The organism is Actinoplanes sp. NPDC051405 (genome assembly GCF_055586185.1).
In genome coordinates, this window is the sequence record NZ_JBVJIR010000002.1 from 601,787 (window position 1) to 624,630 (window position 22,844).

Annotated in this window: 18 protein-coding genes and 1 pseudogene; 9 read left to right on the top strand and 10 right to left on the bottom strand. The window is 71.5% G+C overall.

Annotated features, from left to right (window positions below; all coding sequences use genetic code 11):
* Positions 1–5: 5 nt before the first annotated feature.
* Both ACZ6S4_RS07230 and ACZ6S4_RS07235 read right to left on the bottom strand, forming a co-directional pair.
* Positions 6–179 carry a hypothetical protein gene (locus tag ACZ6S4_RS07230; RefSeq protein ID WP_465474044.1) on the bottom strand — a complete coding sequence of 58 codons (174 nt, stop codon included), beginning with the start codon at positions 177–179 and terminating at the stop codon, positions 6–8.
* Positions 180–290: 111 nt separating this feature from the next.
* Complete coding sequence (locus tag ACZ6S4_RS07235; protein ID WP_465474045.1) at positions 291–719, bottom strand: VOC family protein; 429 nt, start codon at positions 717–719, stop codon at positions 291–293.
* A gap of 88 nt (positions 720–807) precedes the next feature.
* Here ACZ6S4_RS07235 and ACZ6S4_RS07240 point away from each other — a divergent pair, with 88 nt between their 5' ends.
* The 3 genes from ACZ6S4_RS07240 to ACZ6S4_RS07250 are packed head-to-tail and all read left to right on the top strand — an operon-like array spanning position 808 to position 4,209.
* Complete coding sequence (locus tag ACZ6S4_RS07240; RefSeq protein WP_465474046.1) at positions 808–1,755, top strand: helix-turn-helix transcriptional regulator; 948 nt, start codon at positions 808–810, stop codon at positions 1,753–1,755.
* Positions 1,756–1,764: 9 nt separating this feature from the next.
* Complete coding sequence (locus tag ACZ6S4_RS07245) at positions 1,765–2,787, top strand: 5'-3' exonuclease (RefSeq protein WP_465474047.1); 1,023 nt, start codon at positions 1,765–1,767, stop codon at positions 2,785–2,787.
* Positions 2,788–2,844: 57 nt separating this feature from the next.
* On the top strand, positions 2,845–4,209 hold the full coding sequence (locus tag ACZ6S4_RS07250) for a transaminase (protein WP_465474048.1): 1,365 nt from the start codon (positions 2,845–2,847) through the stop codon (positions 4,207–4,209).
* A 7-nt stretch (positions 4,210–4,216) separates the two neighbouring features.
* On the opposite strand, the gene ACZ6S4_RS07255 is transcribed toward ACZ6S4_RS07250, so the two are convergent.
* Positions 4,217–5,176, bottom strand: coding sequence for an AraC family transcriptional regulator (locus tag ACZ6S4_RS07255; RefSeq protein WP_465474049.1), 960 nt, complete (start codon positions 5,174–5,176; stop codon positions 4,217–4,219).
* A 133-nt stretch (positions 5,177–5,309) separates the two neighbouring features.
* Between ACZ6S4_RS07255 and ACZ6S4_RS07260 the strand changes: the two genes are divergently transcribed.
* Entirely contained in the window at positions 5,310–6,722 is a 1,413-nt protein-coding gene (locus tag ACZ6S4_RS07260) for a serine/threonine-protein kinase (protein WP_465474050.1), read from the top strand.
* Positions 6,723–6,780: 58 nt separating this feature from the next.
* On the opposite strand, the gene ACZ6S4_RS07265 is transcribed toward ACZ6S4_RS07260, so the two are convergent.
* Positions 6,781–7,791, bottom strand: coding sequence for a LacI family DNA-binding transcriptional regulator (locus ACZ6S4_RS07265; protein ID WP_465474051.1), 1,011 nt, complete (start codon positions 7,789–7,791; stop codon positions 6,781–6,783).
* A gap of 71 nt (positions 7,792–7,862) precedes the next feature.
* Positions 7,863–10,097, bottom strand: a complete 2,235-nt coding sequence (locus tag ACZ6S4_RS07270) for a peptidoglycan D,D-transpeptidase FtsI family protein (RefSeq protein ID WP_465474052.1) — start codon at positions 10,095–10,097, stop codon at positions 7,863–7,865.
* Between the two features lie 214 nt (positions 10,098–10,311).
* Here ACZ6S4_RS07270 and ACZ6S4_RS07275 point away from each other — a divergent pair, with 214 nt between their 5' ends.
* The 3 genes from ACZ6S4_RS07275 to ACZ6S4_RS07285 are packed head-to-tail and all read left to right on the top strand — an operon-like array spanning position 10,312 to position 16,574.
* Positions 10,312–12,561 (top strand): putative bifunctional diguanylate cyclase/phosphodiesterase, encoded by a 2,250-nt coding sequence (locus ACZ6S4_RS07275; protein WP_465474053.1) that lies wholly within the window; start codon positions 10,312–10,314, stop codon positions 12,559–12,561.
* Positions 12,562–12,584: 23 nt separating this feature from the next.
* Positions 12,585–13,433, top strand: coding sequence for a class I SAM-dependent methyltransferase (locus tag ACZ6S4_RS07280; protein WP_465474054.1), 849 nt, complete (start codon positions 12,585–12,587; stop codon positions 13,431–13,433).
* 33 nt (positions 13,434–13,466) lie between these two features.
* A complete protein-coding gene (locus tag ACZ6S4_RS07285; protein ID WP_465474055.1) occupies positions 13,467–16,574 on the top strand; it encodes a COR domain-containing protein in 3,108 nt (1,035 codons plus the stop codon).
* A 14-nt stretch (positions 16,575–16,588) separates the two neighbouring features.
* Here the strand turns inward: ACZ6S4_RS07285 and ACZ6S4_RS07290 are convergent.
* The 4 genes and pseudogenes from ACZ6S4_RS07290 to ACZ6S4_RS07305 form a co-directional block, all read right to left on the bottom strand.
* Positions 16,589–17,334, bottom strand: a pseudogene (locus ACZ6S4_RS07290) (TIGR03089 family protein).
* Between the two features lie 18 nt (positions 17,335–17,352).
* Positions 17,353–18,228, bottom strand: a complete 876-nt coding sequence (locus tag ACZ6S4_RS07295) for a helix-turn-helix domain-containing protein (protein ID WP_465474056.1) — start codon at positions 18,226–18,228, stop codon at positions 17,353–17,355.
* 18 nt (positions 18,229–18,246) lie between these two features.
* The gene (locus tag ACZ6S4_RS07300; protein WP_465474147.1) at positions 18,247–19,023 is read right to left on the bottom strand and encodes an SAM-dependent methyltransferase; all 777 of its coding nucleotides are present in this window, start codon (positions 19,021–19,023) and stop codon (positions 18,247–18,249) included.
* Positions 19,024–19,145: 122 nt separating this feature from the next.
* Complete coding sequence (locus tag ACZ6S4_RS07305; protein WP_465474057.1) at positions 19,146–19,901, bottom strand: DeoR/GlpR family DNA-binding transcription regulator; 756 nt, start codon at positions 19,899–19,901, stop codon at positions 19,146–19,148.
* A 56-nt stretch (positions 19,902–19,957) separates the two neighbouring features.
* On the opposite strand from ACZ6S4_RS07305, the gene ACZ6S4_RS07310 reads away from it, so the two are divergent.
* On the top strand, positions 19,958–20,323 hold the full coding sequence (locus tag ACZ6S4_RS07310) for a DUF4406 domain-containing protein (protein WP_465474058.1): 366 nt from the start codon (positions 19,958–19,960) through the stop codon (positions 20,321–20,323).
* A 20-nt stretch (positions 20,324–20,343) separates the two neighbouring features.
* Here the strand turns inward: ACZ6S4_RS07310 and ACZ6S4_RS07315 are convergent, their stop codons facing one another.
* The gene (locus ACZ6S4_RS07315) at positions 20,344–20,817 is read right to left on the bottom strand and encodes an aminoacyl-tRNA deacylase (protein ID WP_465474059.1); all 474 of its coding nucleotides are present in this window, start codon (positions 20,815–20,817) and stop codon (positions 20,344–20,346) included.
* Between the two features lie 85 nt (positions 20,818–20,902).
* On the opposite strand from ACZ6S4_RS07315, the gene ACZ6S4_RS07320 reads away from it, so the two are divergent.
* Positions 20,903–22,759 (top strand): sensor histidine kinase, encoded by a 1,857-nt coding sequence (locus ACZ6S4_RS07320; RefSeq protein WP_465474060.1) that lies wholly within the window; start codon positions 20,903–20,905, stop codon positions 22,757–22,759.
* Positions 22,760–22,844 lie beyond the last annotated feature (85 nt).

Below are 22,844 nucleotides of genomic sequence, written 5' to 3' on the forward strand. Positions count from 1 at the left end.
CTGCCTCAGCGCCGCCGGGCGAGGGCGAGTTGCTCCTCCGGTGTCGGGCCGTCCTCGTCCTGCCGCTGGTCACCAGGCACGAGCAGCCCCCAGAAGATCATGACGACCAGCGCGGTCCAGCCCCACCACGGCACGCCGAGGCCGGCCACCGCGGCCACGACGTCAGCGGCGGCGGTCATCGAGCGCCTCCGGCGCTGACACAAGTGCAGTGCATTGCGGCTCCTCTGCTCCGGCGGTGGGCCCCGACAATCGGACGGCCGCCACCGGAGCTGAGGGCTTCCCGCGGTGACTCAGGCCGCACCCGCCCGCGCAGCGAGCATCTCCCGGTAGTGCGGGTTGTTCATCACCCCGAGCACGTTGCCGAACGGGTCCACCACCGAGGCCGTGGCGAAGCCCTCCCCCGCCCCGTGGTGGGTGATCGGCTGATACTCCGTCGCGCCCAGCTCGAGCAGTCGGGCCACGGTGGCCTCGAGGTCGTCGACGTGCCAGTGCATCACCGCGCCGCCGGGAGTGGTCGCCGCGCCGGCCGGGGCGTACCGGCGGTCGATCAGGCCGAGTTCGTCCTCGTCGTCGCCGATCCGGAACTCGATGTAGGCGGGGGCCGCGGGCGCGGGCGGGAAGGCGTAGTACGGCTTCGCGCCGAACAGCTCGGCGTACCAGTCCGCCGCGGCGCTGACGTCGTCGGCGTAGAAGCTGATGGTGGCGAATCCTCGGAACATCGTGTTCTCCCCTGCGCTAGATGAACGCCCTCATCATGCGGGGTATAAGTGCTCACGGAGTGAGCACTTTTCCTGACAGGATCACGACATGCGAGCGGACCGGTTGGTGGCGACCCTGTTGGTGCTGCAGGCCCGTGGCCGGGTGACCGCCGCCGAGCTGGCCGCCGAGCTGGAGGTGTCGGTGGCCACCGCCCGCCGCGACCTGGAGGCCCTGTCCACCGCCGGAGTCCCGGTGTATCCGCAGCCCGGGCGGGGTGGCGGCTGGTCCCTGGTGGGCGGCGCCCGTACCGATCTGAGCGGGCTCACCTCGGCCGAGGCCCGGGCCTTGTTCCTGCTGGCCGGGCCGGCCGCCGCCGTGGCGCCGCCGATCCGCTCGGCGTTGCGCAAGCTGGTCCGGGCGCTGCCGGACACCTTCCGGGCCGACGCCGAGGCTGCCGCCGATGTGGTGGTCATCGACGCGGCCCGCTGGGGCGAGCGCGACCGGGACCGTCCCGAGCTGGTCGACCTGCTCCAGGACGCTGCGGTGCGCCGGCGCAAGGTCGCTTTCCGGTATGCGAGCCGCGGCGCCGCCGAGTCGCCGCGGCTGGTCGACCCGCTCGGCCTCGTCGACAAGGACGAGGTCTGGTATCTGGTGGCCGGCACCGAGAAGGGGCAGCGGACCTTTCGGGTCGACCGGATCACCGGGGCCGAGGTGACCGACCAGGTCGCCGAGCGGCCGACCGGCTTCGACCTCCCCCGCGAGTGGGAACGGGTGGTCGGCGCGGTCGAGCAGCGCCGGTCCCTGCTCTCCGCGACTGTCCTGATCGCCGAGCGCGTGCTGCCGGTGCTGCAGGACCACTTCGGGCGGCACTGCGAACCGCTGGAGACCCTCGCGGACGGGCGGGTCCGGGTCCGGGTCGCGGCCCCGATGGCGCTGTCCATCGCGGAGAAACTCGCCGGCTGGGGCGCCGCGGTCGAGGTGCTCGAACCGGAGCCGGTCCGGGCCGAGCTCGCCCGGCTGGGTGCGGAACTCGTCGCCCGGTACGGTCCGGCATAGGCTGTCCGGGTGTCGCCCCCGGCCCCCCTGCTGCTCGTTCTCGACGGCAACAGTCTGTTGCACCGCGCCTACCATGCCGCGGCGATGGAGGGGCTGCTGGACCAGGCCGGCCGGCCCGTATGGGCGCTGCGCGGACTGGTCGGATACCTGGCCCGGGCCGCGGCGCACCTGCGTCCGGACGCGGTGGTGGTCGGCTTCGACTGCCCGCGGGACTCCGCGCGGCGCACCGACTATCCAGCCTACAAAGCCCATAGGCCGGACAAACCGGCGGATCTGAGCGAGCAGATCGCCGGTGCCCCTGAGCTGCTGGCCGCGGCCGGTGTGTGCACGGTCGTGCCGCCGGCGTACGAGGCGGACGACGTGCTGGCCAGCTCGGCGGCGCACGCCCGGCGGCACGGCTGGCGCTCGGTGCTGATGACCAGCGACCGGGACGCGTTCGCGCTGATCGACGACACCACGTCGGTGCTGCGGGTCCGCAACGGCGGCTTCGACGAGGCCGTGCTGGTCGACCCCGAGGGCCTGCTGGCGCTCTGCGGCGTACGCGCGACGCAGTATCGCGATTACGCCGCCTTGCGCGGCGATCCCTCGGACAACCTGCACGGGGTCCGCCGCTTCGGGTCGGCGACCGCGGCCCGGCTGCTGGCCGCCTTCGACACCGTGGACGCCGCCTGGGCGGCCATCGACGCGGGCGACGCGCAGTCGGTGCGCGACGTCGTGGGCGCCCAGTGCACCGACGAGCTGGGCCGGCCGGAGACCCGGGAGATCGTCGAGCGCAACCGCCGGCTCATGCGGATGCGGGCCGACCTGCCGATACCGGAGTTGCACGCGGCCCGGCTGCCGCTGCGCCTGAGCGCCATGCGGTCCGTCCTCTCCGGACGCGGCATCAACTTCGGGCCCTCGCTGTGGGCCTTGACCGGCGGGAGCCCGCCCGCCGTGGTCACCGAGCCCATGCCGGAGCTGCAGCCGTGGCGGCTGCGCGGCGGGCTGACCAGCCGCCGTGACCCCACGCCGGGCCAGCTCGCCCTGTTCTGAGCGGAATCGGTCGTCCAGAGGGTCGTTGCCCGCGCGGATCGTTGGTAGCGTCGCGCCATGCCGACGGATTCCATCGACCGCGCCCGCCTCCAGGCGCTGACCGAGCGTGAGCGGACCGCCTTCGCCGACCGGCACCCGCGGTCGGCGGCGGCCTACGCCCGCGCCGACCACCTCTTCGGCCGGGTGCCGATGACCTGGATGAACAAGAGCGCGGCCGGCTACCCGGTCTACCTCGACCGGGCCCGCGGGGCCCGGCTCACCGACATCGACGACCACGAGTATGTGGACTTCTGCCTCGGTGACACCGCCGCGATGGCCGGGCACTCCCCCGCCCCGGTCGTCGCCGCGGTCACCCGCCGCCTGGCCGACCTGGGCGGCGCCAGCACCATGGTGCCCACCGAGGACGCGGCCCTGGTCGGCGCGGAGCTGAGCCGCCGCTTCGGCGTACCGGCCTGGAGTTTCGCGCTCACCGCGACCGACGCGAACCGCTGGGCCATCCGGCTGCTGCGCGCCGTCACGGGCCGCTCGCGCATCCTCGTCAACAGCTACTGCTACCACGGCTCGGTCGACGAGTCGCTGATCGTGGTCGGGCCGGACGGGCGGCCCCGCAGCCGCGAGGGCAACGTCGGCGCCCCCGGTGACGTGACCCTGACCAGCCGGGTCGCCGAGTTCAACGACCTGGACGGGCTGGCCCGGGAGCTGGCCCACGGCGACGTCGCGGCGGTGCTGATGGAGCCCGCGCTGACCAACATCGGCATCGTGCTGCCCGAGCCCGGCTACCTGGCCGGGGTGCGGGCGCTGACCCGTGAGCACGGCACGTACCTGATCAACGACGAGACCCACACCTTCTCGGCCGGGCCCGGCGGCGCGACCGCCGCCTGGGCCCTCGATCCCGACGTGGTCACCATCGGCAAGGCCATCGGCGGCGGCGTGCCGGTCGGCGCGTACGGGCTGAGCGCCGAGCTCGCCGCGCGGCTGACCGGGCGCACCGACCTCGACCTGATCGACATGGGCGGGGTCGGTGGCACCCTGGCCGGCAACCCGGTGTCGATGGCGGCGACCCGGGCGACGCTGGAAGAGGTACTCACCGACGCCGCCTTCGCCACGATGATCGAGGTGGCGACCCGCTTCGCCGACGGCGTCCGGAAGATCATCGCCGAGTACGCCCTGCCGTGGTCTGTGGCTCAGGTGGGGGCGCGGGTGGAGTACCGCTTCACCGCCCCGGCCCCGCGCACCGGCACCGAGTCGGCCGCCGGTGCCGACCCCGAGCTGGAGGACTTCCTGCACACGTACCTGATGAACCGGGGGGTGCTGCTGACCCCGTTCCACAACATGGCCCTGATGTGCCCGCAGACCGCGACCGGCGACGTGGCCCGCCACCATGAGGTCTTCGCCGCCGCCCTGGGCGAGCTGCTCGCCTGAGCGAAGCTCAGCTGCGCAGCGTCTCCGACGGGGAGACGCCGTAGCGGCGGCGGTAGAGGGCGGCGAAGCGGCCCAGGTGCACGAAGCCACACCGGTAGGCGATCTCGGTGACCGTGCTGTCACGAGGTCCGCTGCGCCGCAGCTCCTCGTGCACCAGGGAGAGCCGGATCTCCCGCAGGTAGGCCATCGGTGACGTGCTGAGGTACCGCTGGAAACCGTCCTGCAGGGACCGTGGGCTGACCGAGGCGATCCGGGCCAGGTCGGTGACGGTGAAGGACCGGCCCGGCTCGGCCCGCATGGCCTCCGCCGCCCGCCGCACCGCGCGCGGCGCGGCCATCCCGGGACGCCGGTTCTCCAGAGCGTCGCGGTAGTTGTGCGACGCGGCCAGCAACAGCCCGCCGATCAGGCTCTCCCGCAGCTGCCGGCCCAGCAGCGGATGCCGGACCAGCCCGTACTGCTCGGCCGCGTCGACAGCCAGCATCCGGGCCAGCCGCGCCCAGGCGGCCCCGAGGCCACCGGAGATGTCGAGCTCCCGGACCAGCCGCACCGGGCTGCGGACCGGCCCGTCGATCATCCGGCTCAGCTCCTCCTCCAGAGCCGCCCGGTCGATCTTCACGGCCAGCAGCCGGCAGTCGCCGCTCCACCGCTCGAGAACGGTGTCACCGACCGGCTGGAACACCGCGGCGCTGGCGGTGGTGGCGACGAGCGGGGCGCCGCCGCCCTGGCGCCAGGCCAGCTCACCGCTGAGGGGTACGTCCACGTGGTACGAACCGAGCTCGCCGAACGACATCCGCACGTCGATGCCGAAGTGCAGGTCACCGAAGGTCACCAGGCCACTGTGCGCGATGTCGAAGCCGGCCTTCCAGGCGCCCGGGGAGAGCACGTCGACGGTGTTGGAGTAGAAGTGGTCCCCGAGCACCGTACGGGCCTCGTCCACGTCCGAGGTGGTCACGCTGATGGCTTGCACGCCAACAGCATCACCGATCCGTGAGCGAACCGCTACTGCCCCGGTAACGGCCACCCGGTGGTGAACGACATCCGGCGCCCGACGGCGTTGCCCACCAGTTGACACGTCGCGTGCGCTGGGCGAGTGTTCCGAGATGAGCGACGACTGGCCGGCGGCGGGCACCCTCCTGGCGTTCCGCTACCGCCTGGTGTCGCGGCTGGAGACCGGCGGAATGGCCGAGATCTGGCACGCCCAGGACGAGCTGCTGGCCCGCCCGGTCGCGCTGAAGCTGCCCACCGGCCTCGACCGGGCCCGCAGCAACGTGCTCCAGCTCGCCTGGAAAGAAGCCCGGATGGGCGCCCGGCTGTCCCATCCCAACATCGCCGCGGTGCACGACTACGACGAGGCTGTCCGCCCCGAAGGCTCGGTGGCACCGTTCGTGGTGATGGAGCTGCTGGCCGGCGAGACGCTGGCGGCCCGGCTGGCCCGCGCGCCGCTGCCCTGGCGGGAGGCGGCCGGGATCGGAGCCGCGGTGGCCGACGCCCTGACCGCGGCCCATGCGAGCGGCGTGGTGCACCGCGACGTCAAGCCGGGCAACGTGATGCTGACCCCGACCGGCGTCAAGATCCTCGACTTCGGCATCAGCGCGGTCGCCGGCGAACCGGACGACGACGAGACCGGGGCGACGTTCGGCACCCCGGCGTACGTGGCACCGGAACGGCTCGACGGCAAACCCGCGGAACCGGCGACCGACGTGTACGGGCTGGGCGTGCTGCTGTTCGAGATGGTGACGGGACAGCCGCCGTACCCGGTGGACACGTGGGAAGAGCTGGCGCAGGCTCGGGCGCAGGGAGCGGCGGCGCTGCCGTCCGATCTGCCGCCGGCGTTCCGCGAGGTGGTGACCCGCTGCCTGGTCGACGAGCCTGATCGCCGGCCGAGCGCCGCTGAGGTCGGCAAAGGACTCGCGGAGCTGGCCGAGCCCGAGGAGCCGGAACAGCTCGTGCCCGCGGCCACCGTGACCGGGCACCGCGCCGAGCCGGGTGGCCGTGGACGCCCGGGGTCTGGGCGTCGCAGGCTGGTGCTCTGGTCCTCTCTGGTCGCGCTCGTCGTTTCGGCGCTGGCGCTCTTCGCCGCGCTCGGCACGTCGCGGTCGACCGTGGAGGCCGGACGCTCACCCGCGGCGAGCCCGCCACCGGCGAGCCCGCGGCCCCCGGCTCCGCCGCCGGCGGCCCCGCAGCCCTCGGCCCCGCCGTCGACGAAGACAACGCCGCGAACAGCGATCACCACCGCGGCCGCGCCACTGGACGCCGACGTCGCGCAGGCCCGGTTCCGCACCGCGGTCGAGGACGCGCGGGCCGACGGGCAGATCCGGCCGGACATCGCGGTCGACCTGCTCAACCTGCTCCAGCCACTGGACCGCGGGGACGGCCGCCGGGCCGACGACCAGGTGGCCGAGCTGCGGCGCAAGCTCAACGACCGGATCGCCGAGGGCAGCGTGGACGCCGCGAGCGCCAAGATCCTGCGGGCCCGCCTGGCCGATCTCGACGAGGCGCTGCGCTCCAGCTGAGCGGCTGGCCTCCAGCTCAGCGGAAGCGCGGGCAGGCTGAAGCGGACGAGCGGAAGGGTCAGGCTGAGCCGCGAAGGACCAGGCGGGTGCTGAGGACCGGGCCGCCCGGGCCGGGGTCCTCGCCGTCGATCTTGGCGAGCAGCAGCCGGACCATCTGCCGGCCCATCTCCTCGATCGGCTGGTGCACGCTGGTCAGCGGCGGATCGGTGTGCCGGGCGATCACCGAGTCGTCGAAGCCGATCACCGCGATGTCGCCCGGGGCCGACAGCCCTTGCTCGCGCATCGTGCGCAGGGCGCCCGCGGCCATCATGTCCGAGGCGGCGAAGACGGCGTCGATGTCCGGGTGCCGGGCCAGCAGCTGCCGCATCGCGGCGGCACCGCCTTCCTCACTGAAGTCGCCGTGCGCGACGATCCCCTCGCCGACCACGTCGCGGTAGCCGTCGAGGCGGGCCTGGCCGGGGGCCATGTCCATCGTGCCGGTGATCGTGGCGATCCGCCGGCGGCCCGAACGGCGCAGATAGTCCACCGCTTCGCGGGCACCGCCGCGGTTGTCGGCGTCCACGTAACAGCCCGACTCCCCCTCGCCCGGCCGCCCGGCCCGAACCGTGGCCACGCCGCGCTGCTCCAGCTTGTCCATCAGGTTGTCGGTGCCGTGCAGCGACAGCAGCAGGGCGCCGTCGACGTGCTGACGGGTCAGGTAGCCCTCCAGCCGTTCCCGCTCCTGCGGGGACTGGGAGATCATCAGAACCATCTGAAGGTTGCGCTCCACCAGCACCGACGCGATGGCCTGCACGATGCGGCCGAAGAACGGCTCGGCGAAGAAGCGTTCCCCGGACTCGAAGATGACCAGGGCGATCGAGTCGGTGCGCTGGGTCACCAGGGTACGGGCGGCGCGGTTGGGCACGTACCCCAGCTCGGCGATCGCGTCCTCGACCGCGGCCTTGGCACCCGGGCTGACCTGCGCCGAGCCGTTGACCACCCGGGACACGGTGCCGCGCCCGACGCCGGCCCGTTCCGCGACCTGGTCGAGGGTCGGGCGTCCGGTGGATCGGGACCGCTCCGTCGTCATCGGTCCTCCCCTGCCCTTCACCGTCGCGCCGGGCCCGTCCTGTCCCGCCAGCCACAACCTACCTTGCGGGGTCACTCGAACGCCGGAGGGCGGGTCGTGGACGGCGGCACCCGGTAGCGGCTCAGGGTCAGTCCCATGACGTCGCTGAAGATCGGTGCCGCCACGTCGCCCCCGGCGCCCTCGGGCACCGCGGCGGAGACGGCGACGACGTAGCGGGGTGCCTCGGCCGGCGCCATGCCGATGAAAGAGACCGCGTTCGCGCTGGTGTACTGCCCGTCGATCAGGCGGTCCACGGTGCCGGTCTTGCCCGCGACCCGGTAGCCGGGGACAGCCGCACGACGCCCGGTCGCGTCGGGCAGCACGACCACGGCCTCCAGCATGCGCCGCACCTCGGCGGCAACTTCGGGGCGGAGCACCTGCCGGGTCTCCGGCGGGGAGGCGAGCGTCACTGTGCCGCCCGCGTCGACGGTCGAGCGCACCAGCCGCGGCGCGATGTACGTGCCGTCGTTGGCGATGGCCGCGTACCCGGCGGCCATCTGGAGCAGCGTCGCGTCCACGCTGGTACCGATCGGCACCGAACCCGAGGCCGACGGACTCCACTGCCGCGGCGGCAGCAACCGGCCGGCGCTCTCGCCCGGCATGCCCTCGCGGGTGACGCTGCCCAGCCCGAACCGCTGCTGGTACTCGAAGATCCGTTGCGGGCCGAGCCGGTCGGCGACCGCGATGGTGCCGACGTTCGACGAGAACGCCAGCACCTGCGGAATGGTGAGCCGGGTGCCGGCCGGCTGCGGGTGATCGTCGACGAACGGCGTACCGCCGCGGACCAGCGGCCCGCCCGCCGGCACGGTCGTCTCCGCGGTGATCAGGCCCTCCTGCAGTGCGGCGGCCACGACGAAGGCCTTGTGGGTGGAGCCCGGCTCGGCCGCGACGCTGCTCGCGACGTCGGCCCGCTCGGCCGGCTCGGACAGCAGCGGCTTCGCCGCGTTGAACCCCGGACAGCTGGCCTGGGCCAGCACCTCGCTGGTCCGCACGTCCAGGACCACCGCGGCGCCGAAGGTCGCACCCGCCTCGGCCAGGGCCGGGCACAGCTCCCGCTGGGTCTGGAACTGCAGGTCCCGGTCGATGGTCAGGTGCAGCGTGGCGCCCGGGCGGGCCCGGGTCAGCCGGTGGTAGCCGCTGGGGATCTCCTTGGCCAGCCGCCCCTCGTCGACCCCCGGATTGCCGCGCTCGTAGATCAGCCGGCCGTCCTGCCCCCGCAGCACCTCGTCGTAGCGGGCCTCCAGGCCTTCGAGCCCGGTGCGGTCCTCGCCGGTGAAACCGATGAGGTTGGCGGCCAGGTCGGCGCCCGGCACGTCCCGGCGCTCGTCGCGCCCGATGCCGATGCCGGCGAGCCCCAGCCCGGCGACGGCGTGCGCGGCCGGGATCCCGACGCCGCGAGCCAGGTACGCGAAACGGGACTCGGTGCCGTCCGGCCGCTTCTCCTTGGCCATCAGCCGCGCGAGCCGGGAGGGGGCGACGCCGAGCAGCGGGGACAGCCGGTCGGCGGCCGCCCGGGGATTGTTGATCAGCTCGGGGTCGGCGTACACGAAGCGGGACTCGACGCTGCGGGCCAGCACGTTCCCGGACCGGTCGACGATGCTGCCGCGGGCGGCGGGCAGCTCGATCTCCACGAGCCGGCTGCGCTGCTGCGCGAGGAGCAGCCCCAGCGCCTCGGGCGACTGGCCGACCTGCAGCACGACCAGCCGCACACCGATGGCGGTGAACAGCGCGAGGGCGAACACGGTGGCCAGCCGGATCCGGCGCCGGCTCCCGGCCAGCCGCAGCTGTGACCGTGGCGGCCGGGACAGGATGGGGGTCCTGGGGCGTCGGGTCTCTTGTTTCCGCGGAGGCACAGCGAGCGGCCGATCGTCCGGCGAGGCGGCCGGCCGCGCCGACGATGCCGGTACGGCGGCCGGCGAAGCGGTCCGCCGGGTCAGTGCTGCCGGCGGGGCCTTCCGCCGGTCACCCTGGCCCGGCGAAGCGCCGGACCGGCGGACCGGCCAGGCCGCAGGCCGGTCAACCACGTCCGGCGAAGCGCCGGCCCGCCGAACCGGCCAGGCCGCAGGCCGGTCAACCACGTCCGGCGAAGCGGCCGTGGGCGGGACCGGCGGATCCGACGCGGCGGAAGGGGCGGAAGGGGCCGGCGGGGCGGGGTGGCGGGCCGCGCGCCGGGTGCCCAGCAGGTCGAGCGCGTCGCGCAGCGGATCACCGGCCGCGCCCCGGGGCGTGGCCTGGTCACGCGGGACGTACGGGCGGTCGCGGGGCATGGTGGGCGTCCCTCGCATCAGCGGCATCGACGAACGCGATCTTGTCAGGCCCGCTCCACCGTCCGCGCGCCGCCGTGGAGGACCGCAGCGCTGCCAGCGTGTCGGGCCGCTCGAACCGGGTCCGGCGGGAAACAAAATCGGCGGTTTGTCTCCGGACCGGCCCGTGGCGTCCGACAAGTGGGGCGTGCAGCTTTGGGCCGGATCAGACGCCACCTTGGCGGAATATCGTGCACGGCAGATCCGGCTCGACTTGTGGATCATCGCCGCGCTGACTCTCATGGGCGCGGTACGCGTCGAAGTGGCCTGGGCGCCGCAGTACCGGTGGTGGCTGGTCCCGCTGGGGCTCGCCGTGGCCGTGGTGCTCGCCGCCAGCGCGCTGCCGTGGACGCGGATCCTGCGCCATGCGGGCGTACGCGGCTGGCTCACCGCCTGGTACGCGGCCGCCCTGATCGCCCTGTACGCCTTCAACCAGTTCGACGACGACGGCCTGGCGATCTACCCGGCCGGCGCCATCGTGATCGTGGTGGCCGCCTCGGCCGTGTTCCTGCCGCGGACCCTGCTCGGGCTGGGCCTGTTCGCCCAGGCCGGCTATCTCACGCTGGCCATGACCACGCCGCAGCCCAACCCGGTGCTGGTGATGTCGCTGTCGATGGTGCTGATCGTGGTGGCCGGGCTGTGTGCCCTGACCGCGCACAGCCGCCGGCAGCAGGACACCCAGCGCGCGGTCGCCGAGCGGCGCACCGAGGCCATGCTGGAGAACGGCTCCGACGCCGTGCTCGCCATCTCCGACAACGGCGTGGTCTTCGCCAGTTCGTCGTCGGGCCGGGTGCTGGGCCGCGACGCGGCGCAGTTCACCAACGAGACCATGGTCGCGATGACCCATCCGGACGATCTGGCCCGGATCACCGCGTGGATGGTCGACCTGCGCGCGGCCGCCCCGGGTCACACCGAGCGGATCGACTCGCGGTGCCAGCACGCCGACGGCCGGTGGATCAACGTGCAGGTGACCGGGACCAACCGGCTCTCGGACCCGCACATCGACGCGGTCGTGCTGACCATAAGAGACGTGAGTGAGCAGAAGGCGCTGGAGGGTGAGCTCACCCGGCAGGCGTTCCAGGACTCGCTCACCGGGCTGCCCAACCGGGCGCTGCTCGGTGACCGGATGAACCAGGCGGTGGCCCGGAACCTGCGCAGCGGCGGCCGGGTGGAGCTGCTGCTGGTCGACCTGGACGATTTCAAGAAGGTCAACGACACGCTCGGGCACTCCGCCGGGGACGAGTTGATCAAGGCAGTGGCCTCGCGGATGAGCGGCTGCATCCGGCCCGCCGACACGCTGGCGCGGCTGGGCGGCGACGAGTTCGCCGTGCTGGTCGAAGGGCTCGATGATCTGGAGCTGGCCGCGCTGGCGGAACGCCTGCTGGAGATCGTCCGGCTGCCCGTCCGGGTCGGCCACCGCGACCTGGTCACCACGGCCAGCATCGGCATCGCCTCGGCCAAGATCACGCACACCATGACCGAGGCCGACACCCACGAGCTGCTGCGCGACGCGGACCTGGCCATGTACGCCGCCAAGACCGCCGGCCGCGACCGTTACGTGGTCTTCGACGAGTCGATGTACGCCGACGCCCTGCAGGAGGCCGAGGCCCGCCTGCGGCTGGAGCAGGCCCTGACCGACGACGAGTTCGTGGTGCACTACCAGCCCATCGTCGACCTGCCCTCCGGCCGGCTGATCGGTGTCGAGGCGCTGGTGCGCTGGCAGCACCCGGAGCGCGGGCTGCTGGGCCCGGACACCTTCATCGGCCTGGCCGAGCAGACCGGGCTGATCGTGCCGCTCGGGCACTGGGTGCTGGCCGAGTCGTGCCGGCAGGTGGCCGCCTGGCACCGCGACGTCCCGGGTGCCGAGCAGCTGCGGATCAGCGTGAACCTCTCCGCCCGGCAGTTCCAGCACATGGATCTGGTCGCGGACGTGGCGGGCGTGCTGCGCGACTCCGGGATCGATCCGGGCCGGGTGGTTCTGGAGATCACCGAGTCGCTGCTGATGCGGGACACCGACGCCACCATCAGCACCCTGCGCGAGCTGCGGGACCTGGGCGTGCACATCGCCATCGACGACTTCGGCACCGGTTACTCGTCGCTGTCGTACCTGCGACGGTTCCCGATCGACATCCTGAAGATCGACAAGGCGTTCATCGACGGCATCGCCACCGATCCGGACGACGCCACCCTGGCCGAGGCCGTGGTGCAGCTGGGCCGGGCGCTGCGGTTGCAGACGGTGGCCGAGGGCATCGAGAACGTCGACCAGCACTCCCTGCTCAGCGCACTGGGCTGCACGTACGGCCAGGGCTACCTGTTCGCGCGGCCGGCCGGCTCGGCGCAGATCGAGGCCCTGCTGCGGCACTCGGACAACACCACGGGGCCGGAGGACTGGTGGAGCACCGCGGAGCAGGCGGGGCCGCCAGGGTGAGGCGACCCGCCTAAGCTGACGGGGTGACGTCAGCGTCCGCGCGGGTCAGTGCCGAGCGTCCCTTCTACAGCCGGCACGCCGAGGCCTACGACCTCCTGATCACCGATCCGGTCGCCCCCTGGGTCGACGCGGTCCACGACCGCCTCGTCCGGGCCCACCGCTCGCCGGCCGCCGTGCTGGACGCCGGATGCGGCACGGGCCGGCACGCCGAAGCCCTCATCGCCAAGGGGCACCGGGTCGACGTCGCGGACGCCTCCGCCGAGCTGCTCGCGCTCGCCGCCGAACGCTGCCCCGGCTCCCGCACCTTGCTGGCCGACCTGTGCGCACTGGGCCTGGTGTCCGAGTACGACGCCGTGACGTGCCGGGGCGTGCTCAACGACATGGTCACCGACGCGGACCGGGAAGCGGCGATCGCGTCGCTGACCGCAAGCCTGCGGCCGGGCGGCCTGCTCTTCCTCGACGTCCGCGAGGAGGAGGCCTCCCGGCTCCGGGCCGACGGCACGAGCCGATCGGTCGTCGCCGAGCTGGGCGGCCACCGGGAGCTGAGATTCTCCAGTCGCAGCCGGTGGGGGCACGGGCTGCTGCACGTTGAGGAGCGGTACGAGCTCCTCGTGGACGGCCGGACCGAGGAAGAGTCCAGCTACGACTTCACCATGCGGCCCTGGTCGAGAGGTGAGCTGACCGCGGCGCTGCGGCGGCACGGCATGCGGACCGTGGACATCGCGGACGGGGTCGGCCGCCGTACCGCGGACCGCTTGTTCGTGGTCGCCGCGAACCCGGACTCCGCCTGCCCGGCTGCTCCCCCGCGTCCCCCTCTTGCGCCCGGCCACCCACCAAGTGTCATTGATCCGACACAATCAAAAGTGCTGTAGATTCGATCATTTTGCCACGCCTACGGTTTTGCCATGGGCGGCCGCAGCAAAGGATCGAGACTCAGAAGATTCGTCGCGCCACGCAAAACCGCAGCGTCTGAGATCAGCCGCCCGGACGGCGTGCGGCAACGAATTCCTGATGGGTCCACCGTACTTCCCGGTGCCACCGCATTGTCTCCGAGCGTGTTCAAGCCCGAAGACCTGGAGCGCGCGCGACGCGATGGGTATGTGCGTTTCTCAGGCTCCGGACTGAAGTCGTTGCCGCCCGAGATCAGTCAGCTCGGCGATCTTGGAAGACTCTATCTCGTGCACAATGAGCTGACGGAGTTGCCATCCGGGATCGGGCATCTCGTCAACCTCACCGAACTCGACGTGCGAAGCAACCGCCTGACCACGCTGCCCGCCGAGATCGGTAGACTGGGGGCGCTCGAGGAGCTTTATCTCGACGACAACGCCATCACGAGCCTGCCTCCGGAAATCGGGCTGTTGGGGGAATTGCGCAACCTCGACCTGGAGGGTAATCAGCTGCGGGAACTTCCATCCGCACTGTTCCGCTTGCGCAAGCTCGAGCAGCTGGATCTTCGCAACAACAACCTGACGGAGTTGCCGGCTGAGATCGGTAGATTGACGAACCTGCGTCGCCTCTACGTCAGTCACAACCAGTTGAGGAGCATTCCGCCCGAGATCGGACAGCTGACCAGGCTGGAGAAGCTCGAGTTCGACAACAATCAGATCTCCGCGTTGCCGCGCGAGATGATACAGATTCTTGCTCGTCCGATCACTTTCACCATCGACGGCAACCCGCTCGAGGAACCGTTCCCGGACCTGATCGCCCGGGGATGGACGGCAGTCTCCGCGTACCTCAAGAGCCTTGAGGATGCAATCCCGCAGTATGAGGCCAAAGTCCTGGTGGTGGGCGAGGGCAACGTCGGCAAGACCTCACTGATCGCGTCTCTGCGATCGCAGTCCTTCGTAGCGAACCGCAACACCACGCACGGTTTGGAGATCCAGCCTCTCACCTTGAAGCATCCAGACCTCGACGTCGACATCACCGTCCGCACCTGGGACTTCGGCGGCCAGGAGGTCTATCGAATTACGCACCCGTTCTTCTTCAGCCGTCGCGCGCTGTACATCGCCGTATGGAATCCACGCGACGGTCAGGAGCAGAACGAGGTGGAGGCGTGGTTGCGCAGGATCCGACTGCGGGTGGGGCAGGATGCCCGGGCCATGCTGGTATCCACGCACAGCGACGAACGCAGTCCTGAGATCGACTACGAGCACCTCAAGCGGCTCTTTCCAGGCATGTTGGCCGGCCATTATCTGGTGGACAACCGGACCAGGCACGGCATCAAGGAGCTCAAGGCCGCCATAGCCAGAGAGGCAGCCGGCCTCCCACAGATGGGTAAGATGCTCAGCTCCCGCTGGATCTCAGCGCGGGACGAGATTCTCTCTCAGTATCGTGAACGGCCGCAGATTCGCTATGACCAGTTCGTCGAGACCTGCGATGCCCACGGCTTGGACCCCGATGAGACATCAACGCTCGCGGAGTTGATGCACGATCTGGGTCACATCATCTACTACGGCGAGTACGAGGGCCTCCGCGACATCGTCGTCCTGAATCCCGAGTGGCTGACCAAAGCCATTGGTTTCGTCCTGGAGGACGTACCCACGCGAGCCGCGGCAGGGGTACTGGCTCATCGGCGTCTCTACGACATCTGGAACGAACACATGCCCGAGGGGTACGAGGTTCGGCACTACCCCTACTTCTTGAGACTCATGGAACAGTTCGACATCTCCTACCGGCTGGGCGAGGGCCGCGATCCGCTCAGCCTCGTCGCTCAATTGGTGCCGCATGCCCGCCCGAGAATACCTTGGTCCTTCGATACACCGACGTTCCCCGGGCTCCGGCGTATTCGTGTGGTCTGCAAATTGAACGAGCCCGCGCTGGGACTCGTCTCCTGGCTCACGGTCAGACATCATCCGTCCTCGGTCGGGATGCACTGGCGACGCGGTGTGTTCCTGCGTAATCCGATTTCCGCCTATGCCTCGGAGGCGCTGATCGAGCTGGAGTCGGACCGGCGACTGGTGATCGAGGTCCGCGCGCCGTCGCCGGGCATGTTCTTCAACGTCATCGTGGACAGCGTCGAGCTTCTCCTGCGGCTCCGCTGGCCGGGACTGCAATACCGATTGATCATCCCGTGCCCGACGTCCGGATGTGCCGGGGAATTCCCGATGGACAGTCTGTTGCGACGCAGGAGTCAGCAGCGGGCCCGGCGAGACTGCATGGAGTGCGACGAGGACTTCGACATCCTCGAACTGCTGACCGGATTTCCCGCCATCGAGCCGGAGATCCACAGTGCCATCAACCGTCTCGTCTACCGGATCGACGACCTGTCGCAAGCTGTTGAACGAGTGGAGACGGGCGTCGATCGTATCGAGATTCTTGCCACGGAGAGCACCCATTCGCTCCGGCGGGTGACGAAGATAGTCTCGGCCGAAGTCACCGATTGCCCACGCATCTTCACACTCAGCCCTCCGCCACACGCATCGTTGCTCGACCGCCTGCGTCTCACTACCGACGTGGTCAACCTGACGCTTTGGTGCGAACATCCTGGAGAGTGGCATCCCTGGCACGAGGCGTCGTACGAGTTGAGGCAGGAGAAGGAGTGGCTGGCGCAAGCGGCCCCTTACATCACCTTCCTCCTCAAGACGCTTCGGCTGGTGATGCCGGTCGCTGCTGCCGTAGCGGGCGTGGTGCTCCCCAAGCCTGACATCGAAGACATCAGCTCCCAGCTTGACTTGATGAAGGCGGTGGCGGACAGACTGCCTGTGCAGGTGGACCGATCAGAACGGGAAGCGGAGCCGAACGGCGGTGCGCTGACCGTGGCGGAAGGGGCTGCATTGCGAGCCTTCCGCGCGCTGCTCTTCCGATACGACCCTGGCCAGCATTTCGGCGGTCTGCGCCGGGTCCAGGCCACGTCCGGCGAATTCCTGTGGGTCTGTCCTCGACACTATCAAGAGTATGACCCGGGCCTGCCGGCGATAATAGATCTGCAGCCGGGTGGCGGCTCACTTGTCATTGAGGCGAAGCCGTCCAAGAAATCGCCCCTCGAGCTGGCGGATCGGGAGGCCGATCAATAAGGGGGTCGCGCTCCTCACAGGACCCGGGTGACGCCCTCGGCGGCGATCCGGGCGTCCAGGGCGTCGCGGTCCAGGTTGGCGCAGAGCACAATGGACGCCCCGGCTGCCAGGGGCGCCAGCAACCATTGCACGGGCTGCTCGTGGTTCGTCGCATCGACCAGCACCCGGTCACCGGGGCGCAGCTGCAACGAGGCCGCGATGCTGTGCGCGATGCCGTTCCACTGCGCGTACGTCGTACCGTCCGGGCTTGCCGCGTCGCCGGGCCGCAGGGCCGCATAGGCCGGCGCGTCGTCCGGATGCCGGACCACCTCGGCCGCGAAGTCCCGATAGTCCGCCGGGACCTCGGCCAGCGGCTGCAGGCCGGGCGCGAGGCTCAGCACGAAGCGGTGCCGGGCGGCCGGCACGTCCTCCAGCCAGCTGTCCAGCCGCTTGCGCGAGACGAAGACGGCGTCGAGCCGTTCGGGCGGCGGCGCGGACAGCCCCGCGGTGGCCCACGAGCGGAACGACACGGACACCCCCGCCGACCACGCCCCGAGCAGCACCACGGCGGTCTGCCAGTGCGGCGGCAGCAGCACTGCCGCGCTGCCGCCCGCTTCCAGGCGCAACCGTCGTGCAGCAGGGCCGCGGTCCGGGCCGACCAGCTGCCCACCTCGGCGGCGCTGAGCTCGGTGCGTTCCCCGGTCGCGTCGTCGTAGTAGGTCAGCAGCGGTCGGTCCGTCTCCGGCAGCGGCACGGAGAGCGCGGCGGTCAGCTCGGCCATCGCGGTGGCTCCCTTTCCCTACTCGGCGGCGTCCAGGTCGCGCAGCGCCTTGTGCAGCAGCTCCGGGGTGCGCGCCGGGGGCTCCGCCTCGATCGTCAGCCGGCCCATCGCGGCGGCGTAGTGGTCGACGTCCTCGCGCTTGTCCAGGTACAGGCCGCTGGTCAGGTGCTCGAGGTAGACGACGTCGGGCATGTCGGGGTACGGGAAGCGCAGGATGGTGAACGCCCCACCGGCCGCCGCGTGCCCGCCGGACTCGAACGGGATCACCTGGAGCCGGACGCTGGGCTGCTCGCACATCGCCAGCAGCGACTCGATCTGCTCACGCAGCACTTCCTTGCCGCCGATCGGGCGGCGCAGCACCGCCTCGTCGAGCACTGCCCAGAGCCGCGGGGACTCGTGGCGTTGCAGCATCTGCTTGCGCGCCATCCGCAGATCGGCGCGGCGGTCGATCTCCTCGGGCGTCGCGCCGCCGTGCCCCAGCATGATGACCGCCCGGGCGTACGCGTCGGTCTGCAGCAGACCGGGCACGAACTGGATCTCGTACGTGCGGATCAGCTCAGCGGCCTGCTCAAGGTCCAGGTAGTTCTGGAACCAGGTGCTGAGCACGTCGCCGTACGAGTGCCACCAGCCCGGCGTGTTGGCCTCGCGGGCCAGGGTGAGCAGGCGGTCCTGCTCGGCCGGGTCCTCGACGCCGTACAACTTGAGCAGGTCGACGACGTCGCGCTCCTTGAAGCTGACGCGGCCGAGCTCCATCCGGCTGATCTTCGACTCGGAGGCGCGGATCTCGTAGCCGGCCTTGTCGCGGGTGACCCCCTTGGCCAGCCGCAAAGTGCGCAGGCGGGCGCCGAGCTGCAAGCGGCGGACCGTGGGCCCGTCGTTCTGCGCCGTCGTCACTGGTGTTCCCGTCGTCGTTTACGGTTTGCGGCCCACGGCACAGTACTGGTCGATCTCCGGCGCGTTCTCGGCACCCGGCTCCGGCCTCCAGCGGGTCACCGACACGACACCGGGCTCGACCAGTTCCAACCCCTCGAACAGCCCGGCGATGCGGGCGGCGCTGCGCAGGTGGTACTTCGGGTTGGCGGAGATGTTCCAGATCCGCACGGCCTCGTTGTTGGCCTCGCTGGTGTCGCTGCCGTCGTACATCGCCAGGTAACTGCCCGGGGCGAGCCGTCCCATGATCTTGTCGATGATCGACTTGGCTTCGGCGTCGTCCTCGATGTGACCGAGAATGCCCATGAGAAACAGTGCCACCGGCCGGTCCAGGTCGATCGTACGGGCGGCCTCGCTCAGGATGGTGTCGGAGTCGCGCAGGTCGGCGTCGATGTAGTCGGTGGCGCCCTCGGGGCTGGTGGTCAGCAGGGCCCGGGCGTGCGCGAGCACCAGCGGGTCGTTGTCCACGTAGACGATCCGGGCGTCCGGGGCGACCTGCTGCGCGACCTCGTGGGTGTTGTCGGCAGTGGGCAGGCCCGTGCCGATGTCCAGGAACTGCCGCACGCCCGCCTCGCCGGCCAGGTAGCGCACCGCGCGGGCCAGGTAGGCCCGGGAGAGCCGGGCGTTCTCGGCGAGCTGCGGCAGGGACGCGATGATCTGGTCGCCGACCTCGCGGTCGACGGCGAAGTTGTCCTTACCACCCAGCAGGTGGTTCCAGATCCGGGCCGTCTGCGGGACGCTGGTGTCCAGTTTGGGCATCTCCTGCTGGCCGTCAGCCACGTGCACATCCCTTGCTCGAGCGGAACCACGCCGGATGGAACGGCGCAAGCATAAACCGCCCATCGATCGCAGGCGTGCGCCGAACGGTCATACTCCGCGGGCTAAGCGGGAAGCACCGGTACGCCTTCAGCACTCAGTCGCCGTACGGTTTCGTCCTGTGACGACGCGTCGGTGACAACTCCCGCGACGGCGCTCAGCGGCAGCACCGCGAAACGCGACGCGGCCCCGATTTTCTCCGTGCTGGCCAGCACGTAGGTGTCCGCGGCCCGCTTGGCCAGGGCCCGTTTCATCGCCGCCTCGTCGGCGTCGCCGGTGGTCAGCCCGGCGTCCGGATGCACGCCGGTGACCCCGAGCAGGAACAGGTCCGCGTGCACCACCTGGGCGGCCTCGACCGCCGCCGCTCCGCACGCGACCATCGAGTGCCGGAAGAGCCGGCCACCGAGGATGTAGACCTCGACCGAGGGATGCTCGGCGAGCGCGGCGACGACGGTCGGGCTGTGGGTGACCACGGTGGCCTCCAGGCCGGCCGGCAGCGCCCGGGTCACGGCCAGGGCGGTCGTGCCGCCGTCGAGGATCACGGTGCTCCCCGGCCGGATCAGGGCCGCGGCGGCCGTGGCGACCCGCTGTTTGCTGTCCACCTCGACCGCGCGCCGGGTGCCGTAATCGGCCACCGCCGGCGAGGCGGGCAGCGCACCGCCGTAGACCCGCTGGCAGAGCCCGGCGGCGGCCAGCTCCCTCAGGTCCCGCCGGACGCTGTCCTCGGAGACACCGAGCTCGGCGGCCACATCCTTGGCCACCACCCGGCGGTCGCGGTCGAGCCGGGCGAGCAGGAAGTCCTTACGTTGCGCAGCCAGCATGCACGTTTCTCCACGTTCTTCTTTGTTTTTGTCGATTCTAGCGCTAATCTGGCGCCATGAAGCCCATGATGATCCTCATTGCCGGCCCCTACCGCTCCGGCACCGGCGGCGACCCCGACCTGATCGCGGCCAACCTGGCCCGTCTCGAGGAGGCGGCGTGGCCGATCTTCCAGGCCGGGCACGTGCCGATGATCGGCGAATGGGTGGCCCTGCCGGTGCTCGACCACGCGCACGGCGCGGCCACCGCCGAGGACGTGCTCTATCCGACGGCCCAGCGGCTGCTGCAGCACTGCGACGCGGTCCTGCGGCTGCCCGGCGAGTCCACCGGCGCGGACCAGGACGTGGCCATCGCCCGTGAGCGCGGCCTGCCGGTCTACCACCGGATCGAGGAGATCCCCGGGCACGTCGCCCAGCCCGTCTGACCCGCCCGTTTCATCGGGCGCTAGGACCGGGCCGGCTCGGGATCCGTGACGTCGGCGAAGGTGGCGTCGAGCGCTTCGACAGCCTCGTCCGCGGCCACCTGCAGACCCACCCCGCGCTCGCCGGCGCCGAGGCCGATCGTGCGGCCGCGCAGCCGTTCGTCGGCGATCACCGGCCAGGCCGTCGAGGACCCGAACGGGGTGATGGTGCCGCGCTCGTAGCCGGTGGCCTGCTTGGCCGTCGCGGCGTCCGGCATCGACAGCCGGTTGACGCCGAGCAGGGCGCGCAGCTTCGGCCACGAGATCACCCGGTCGCCGGGCACCAGCACGAAGACGTACTGGTCGTCGGCGCGGCGTACCACGAGGGTCTTGACCAGGTCCCGGACCTCCATGCCGTGGGCGGCAGCCGCCTCGGCGACGCTGCCGACCGGCCCGTGCCGCAGCACGCGGTGCGAGATCCCGGCCGCCTCGACGGCCCGCACGGCGGGTCCTGACATGAGATCACCATACCCAGGCCACCGGACAGCCCCGCACTCGCCGGAATCGCCACCCCGGTCCCGGCCGCGGGCGTAGCGTCGGGCCGTGGGCGGGGGTTCGGGTACGAGCACCTCCCCCGGCGCCGGCTCGCGGTCGCCGGGGCGTCGCTCGGTACGCGTGCTCGCCCTGGTCATCGCCCTCGGCCTGCTCGGCACCACGCTGGCCGCGCTGGCGTTGCGGCGGGCCGACGACGATCGGGCGCACCGGGCCCTGGAGCAGCGATCCATGATCGTCGCGCAGACGGTGGCCGCCGAGGTCCGTCGCTACAGCACCTCCCTGACCGACCTGGCCGCCGCCGTCGGCGCCCAGGCCCGGCTGGAGTCCGCCGAGTTCACCGCCATCGTCGCCGCGATCGATCAGCAGCGGCTGCCCGGGGCCAGCGGGGTGGCCTTCGTGGTGCCGGCGAGCACGTCGCGGATCCCGCAGGTGCAGCGTTTCTGGCGGGACCGCGGTGACGCCGGGCTGAGGCTGCGACCGGCGCCGACCGCCGTGGGCGATCACCTGTTCATCGTGCTGCACCGCTCGCTCGACCGGGGCGAGTCGCTGCTGGGCCGCGACCTGGCCGGGTCGCCGGCGGCGGTCGCGGCGATGCGGCAGGCCCGGCAGAGTCACCGGGTCGCGACGAGCAGCACCTACCGGCTGATGAAGGACCAGTCCCTGCCGGCCACGCTGCAGCAGTTGTCGTTCGTGCTGGCCGCGCCGGTCTACGCGACCTCGCCGGCCGCCCCCGACACCGGGCAGTTCCGCGGCTGGCTGACCATGGGGCTGCGCGGCGGTGACTTCCTGCGGCAGGCGATCAGCGTGGTGGCCGGCGACGCCGTGGCCGTCACTCTGTTCGACCCCGCCCCCGGCACCCCGGTCCCGGTCGCCAGCTGGATGCCGCCGGCCCGGCTGCACGACCACCCGGACCCCAGCGACGTCCCGGTGTCCGTGCCGCAACGCACCTGGCGGCTCGTCGTCCAGCCCACCCACCAGCTGCTGCCCGGCGCCGACATGCACCTGGACGTCGCCGCATGGATCATCGGCGCCCTGCTGACCGCGCTGATCGCCGGGCTGACCGGCACGGTGCTCACCTCCCGCAACCGCGCGCTGCGCCGGGTCGACCAGGCCACCACCGCGCTGCTGCACGACATCCAGCGGCGCGAGGCCGTCGAACAGCAGCTGCGGCAGCGCGAGACGGAGCTGGTCGGCTTCGCCGGCATCGTGGCCCACGACCTGCGCAGCCCGCTGGCCCGGATCACCGGCTACGCGGACTTCCTGCGCGAGGAGGCCGCGGCGCGGCTCGACCCGCAGCACCGCGACTTCCTGGAACGGCTGTACGGCGGCGCCCAGCGCATGCAGACCCTCATCGACGACCTGCTCGACTACGCCACCGCCGAGAACCGGACGCTGAACACCACGACGGTCGACCTGAAGGCGCTCGCCGACGACATCGCCCACGAACGGCTCAGCGGGGCACAGCAGTCGGACACCCTGATCGTCGTGGACCCGCTGCCGGCCGTACCGGGGGATGCCACGCTGCTGCGGCAGGTGCTGGACAACCTGATCGGCAACGCGGTGAAGTACACCGCCGAGGGCCATCAGCCGTACGTGCGGATCAGCAGCCGGCCCGAGGGCGACGCCGTCCGGATCGACGTCGCCGACCGCGGCATCGGCATCCCGGAGGACCAGCGCGACAGCGTCTTCACCGCCTTCGCCCGCGCGGCCGGCAGCGAGGGTTATCCGGGCACCGGCCTGGGCCTGGCCATCGTGGCCCGGATCGTCGAACGCCACGGCGGCCGGGTCGGCATCGACGACAATCCGGGCGGCGGCAGCCGGTTCTGGTTCACTCTGCCGGTCGTGCCCCGGCACGCCGAGGTGGCCCCCACCGACCCGGCCGACTGGGTTATGGTCGGGCAGTGATCCCGGTGGAGGCAGTCGCGGCGGCGTACGCCCACTGGATCACCCCCGCCCTGCCGCTCTACGGCAACGACCACGAGCGGGCCGA

What these genes read in the sequence shown, in the direction of transcription:
- ACZ6S4_RS07310 (WP_465474058.1), top strand. Translation starts at nt 19,958, where the DNA reads ATGAAGCCCATGATGATCCTCATTGCCGGCCCCTACCGCTCCGGCACC.
- ACZ6S4_RS07240 (WP_465474046.1), top strand. Translation starts at nt 808, where the DNA reads ATGCGAGCGGACCGGTTGGTGGCGACCCTGTTGGTGCTGCAGGCCCGT.
- ACZ6S4_RS07315 (WP_465474059.1), bottom strand. Translation starts at nt 20,817, where the DNA reads ATGTCAGGACCCGCCGTGCGGGCCGTCGAGGCGGCCGGGATCTCGCAC.
- ACZ6S4_RS07265 (WP_465474051.1), bottom strand. Translation starts at nt 7,791, where the DNA reads ATGACGACGGAGCGGTCCCGATCCACCGGACGCCCGACCCTCGACCAG.
- ACZ6S4_RS07260 (WP_465474050.1), top strand. Translation starts at nt 5,310, where the DNA reads ATGAGCGACGACTGGCCGGCGGCGGGCACCCTCCTGGCGTTCCGCTAC.
- ACZ6S4_RS07250 (WP_465474048.1), top strand. Translation starts at nt 2,845, where the DNA reads ATGCCGACGGATTCCATCGACCGCGCCCGCCTCCAGGCGCTGACCGAG.
- ACZ6S4_RS07230 (WP_465474044.1), bottom strand. Translation starts at nt 179, where the DNA reads ATGACCGCCGCCGCTGACGTCGTGGCCGCGGTGGCCGGCCTCGGCGTG.
- ACZ6S4_RS07285 (WP_465474055.1), top strand. Translation starts at nt 13,467, where the DNA reads ATGGGCGGCCGCAGCAAAGGATCGAGACTCAGAAGATTCGTCGCGCCA.
- ACZ6S4_RS07235 (WP_465474045.1), bottom strand. Translation starts at nt 719, where the DNA reads ATGTTCCGAGGATTCGCCACCATCAGCTTCTACGCCGACGACGTCAGC.
- ACZ6S4_RS07270 (WP_465474052.1), bottom strand. Translation starts at nt 10,097, where the DNA reads ATGCCCCGCGACCGCCCGTACGTCCCGCGTGACCAGGCCACGCCCCGG.
- ACZ6S4_RS07300 (WP_465474147.1), bottom strand. Translation starts at nt 19,023, where the DNA reads ATGCCCAAACTGGACACCAGCGTCCCGCAGACGGCCCGGATCTGGAAC.
- ACZ6S4_RS07305 (WP_465474057.1), bottom strand. Translation starts at nt 19,901, where the DNA reads ATGCTGGCTGCGCAACGTAAGGACTTCCTGCTCGCCCGGCTCGACCGC.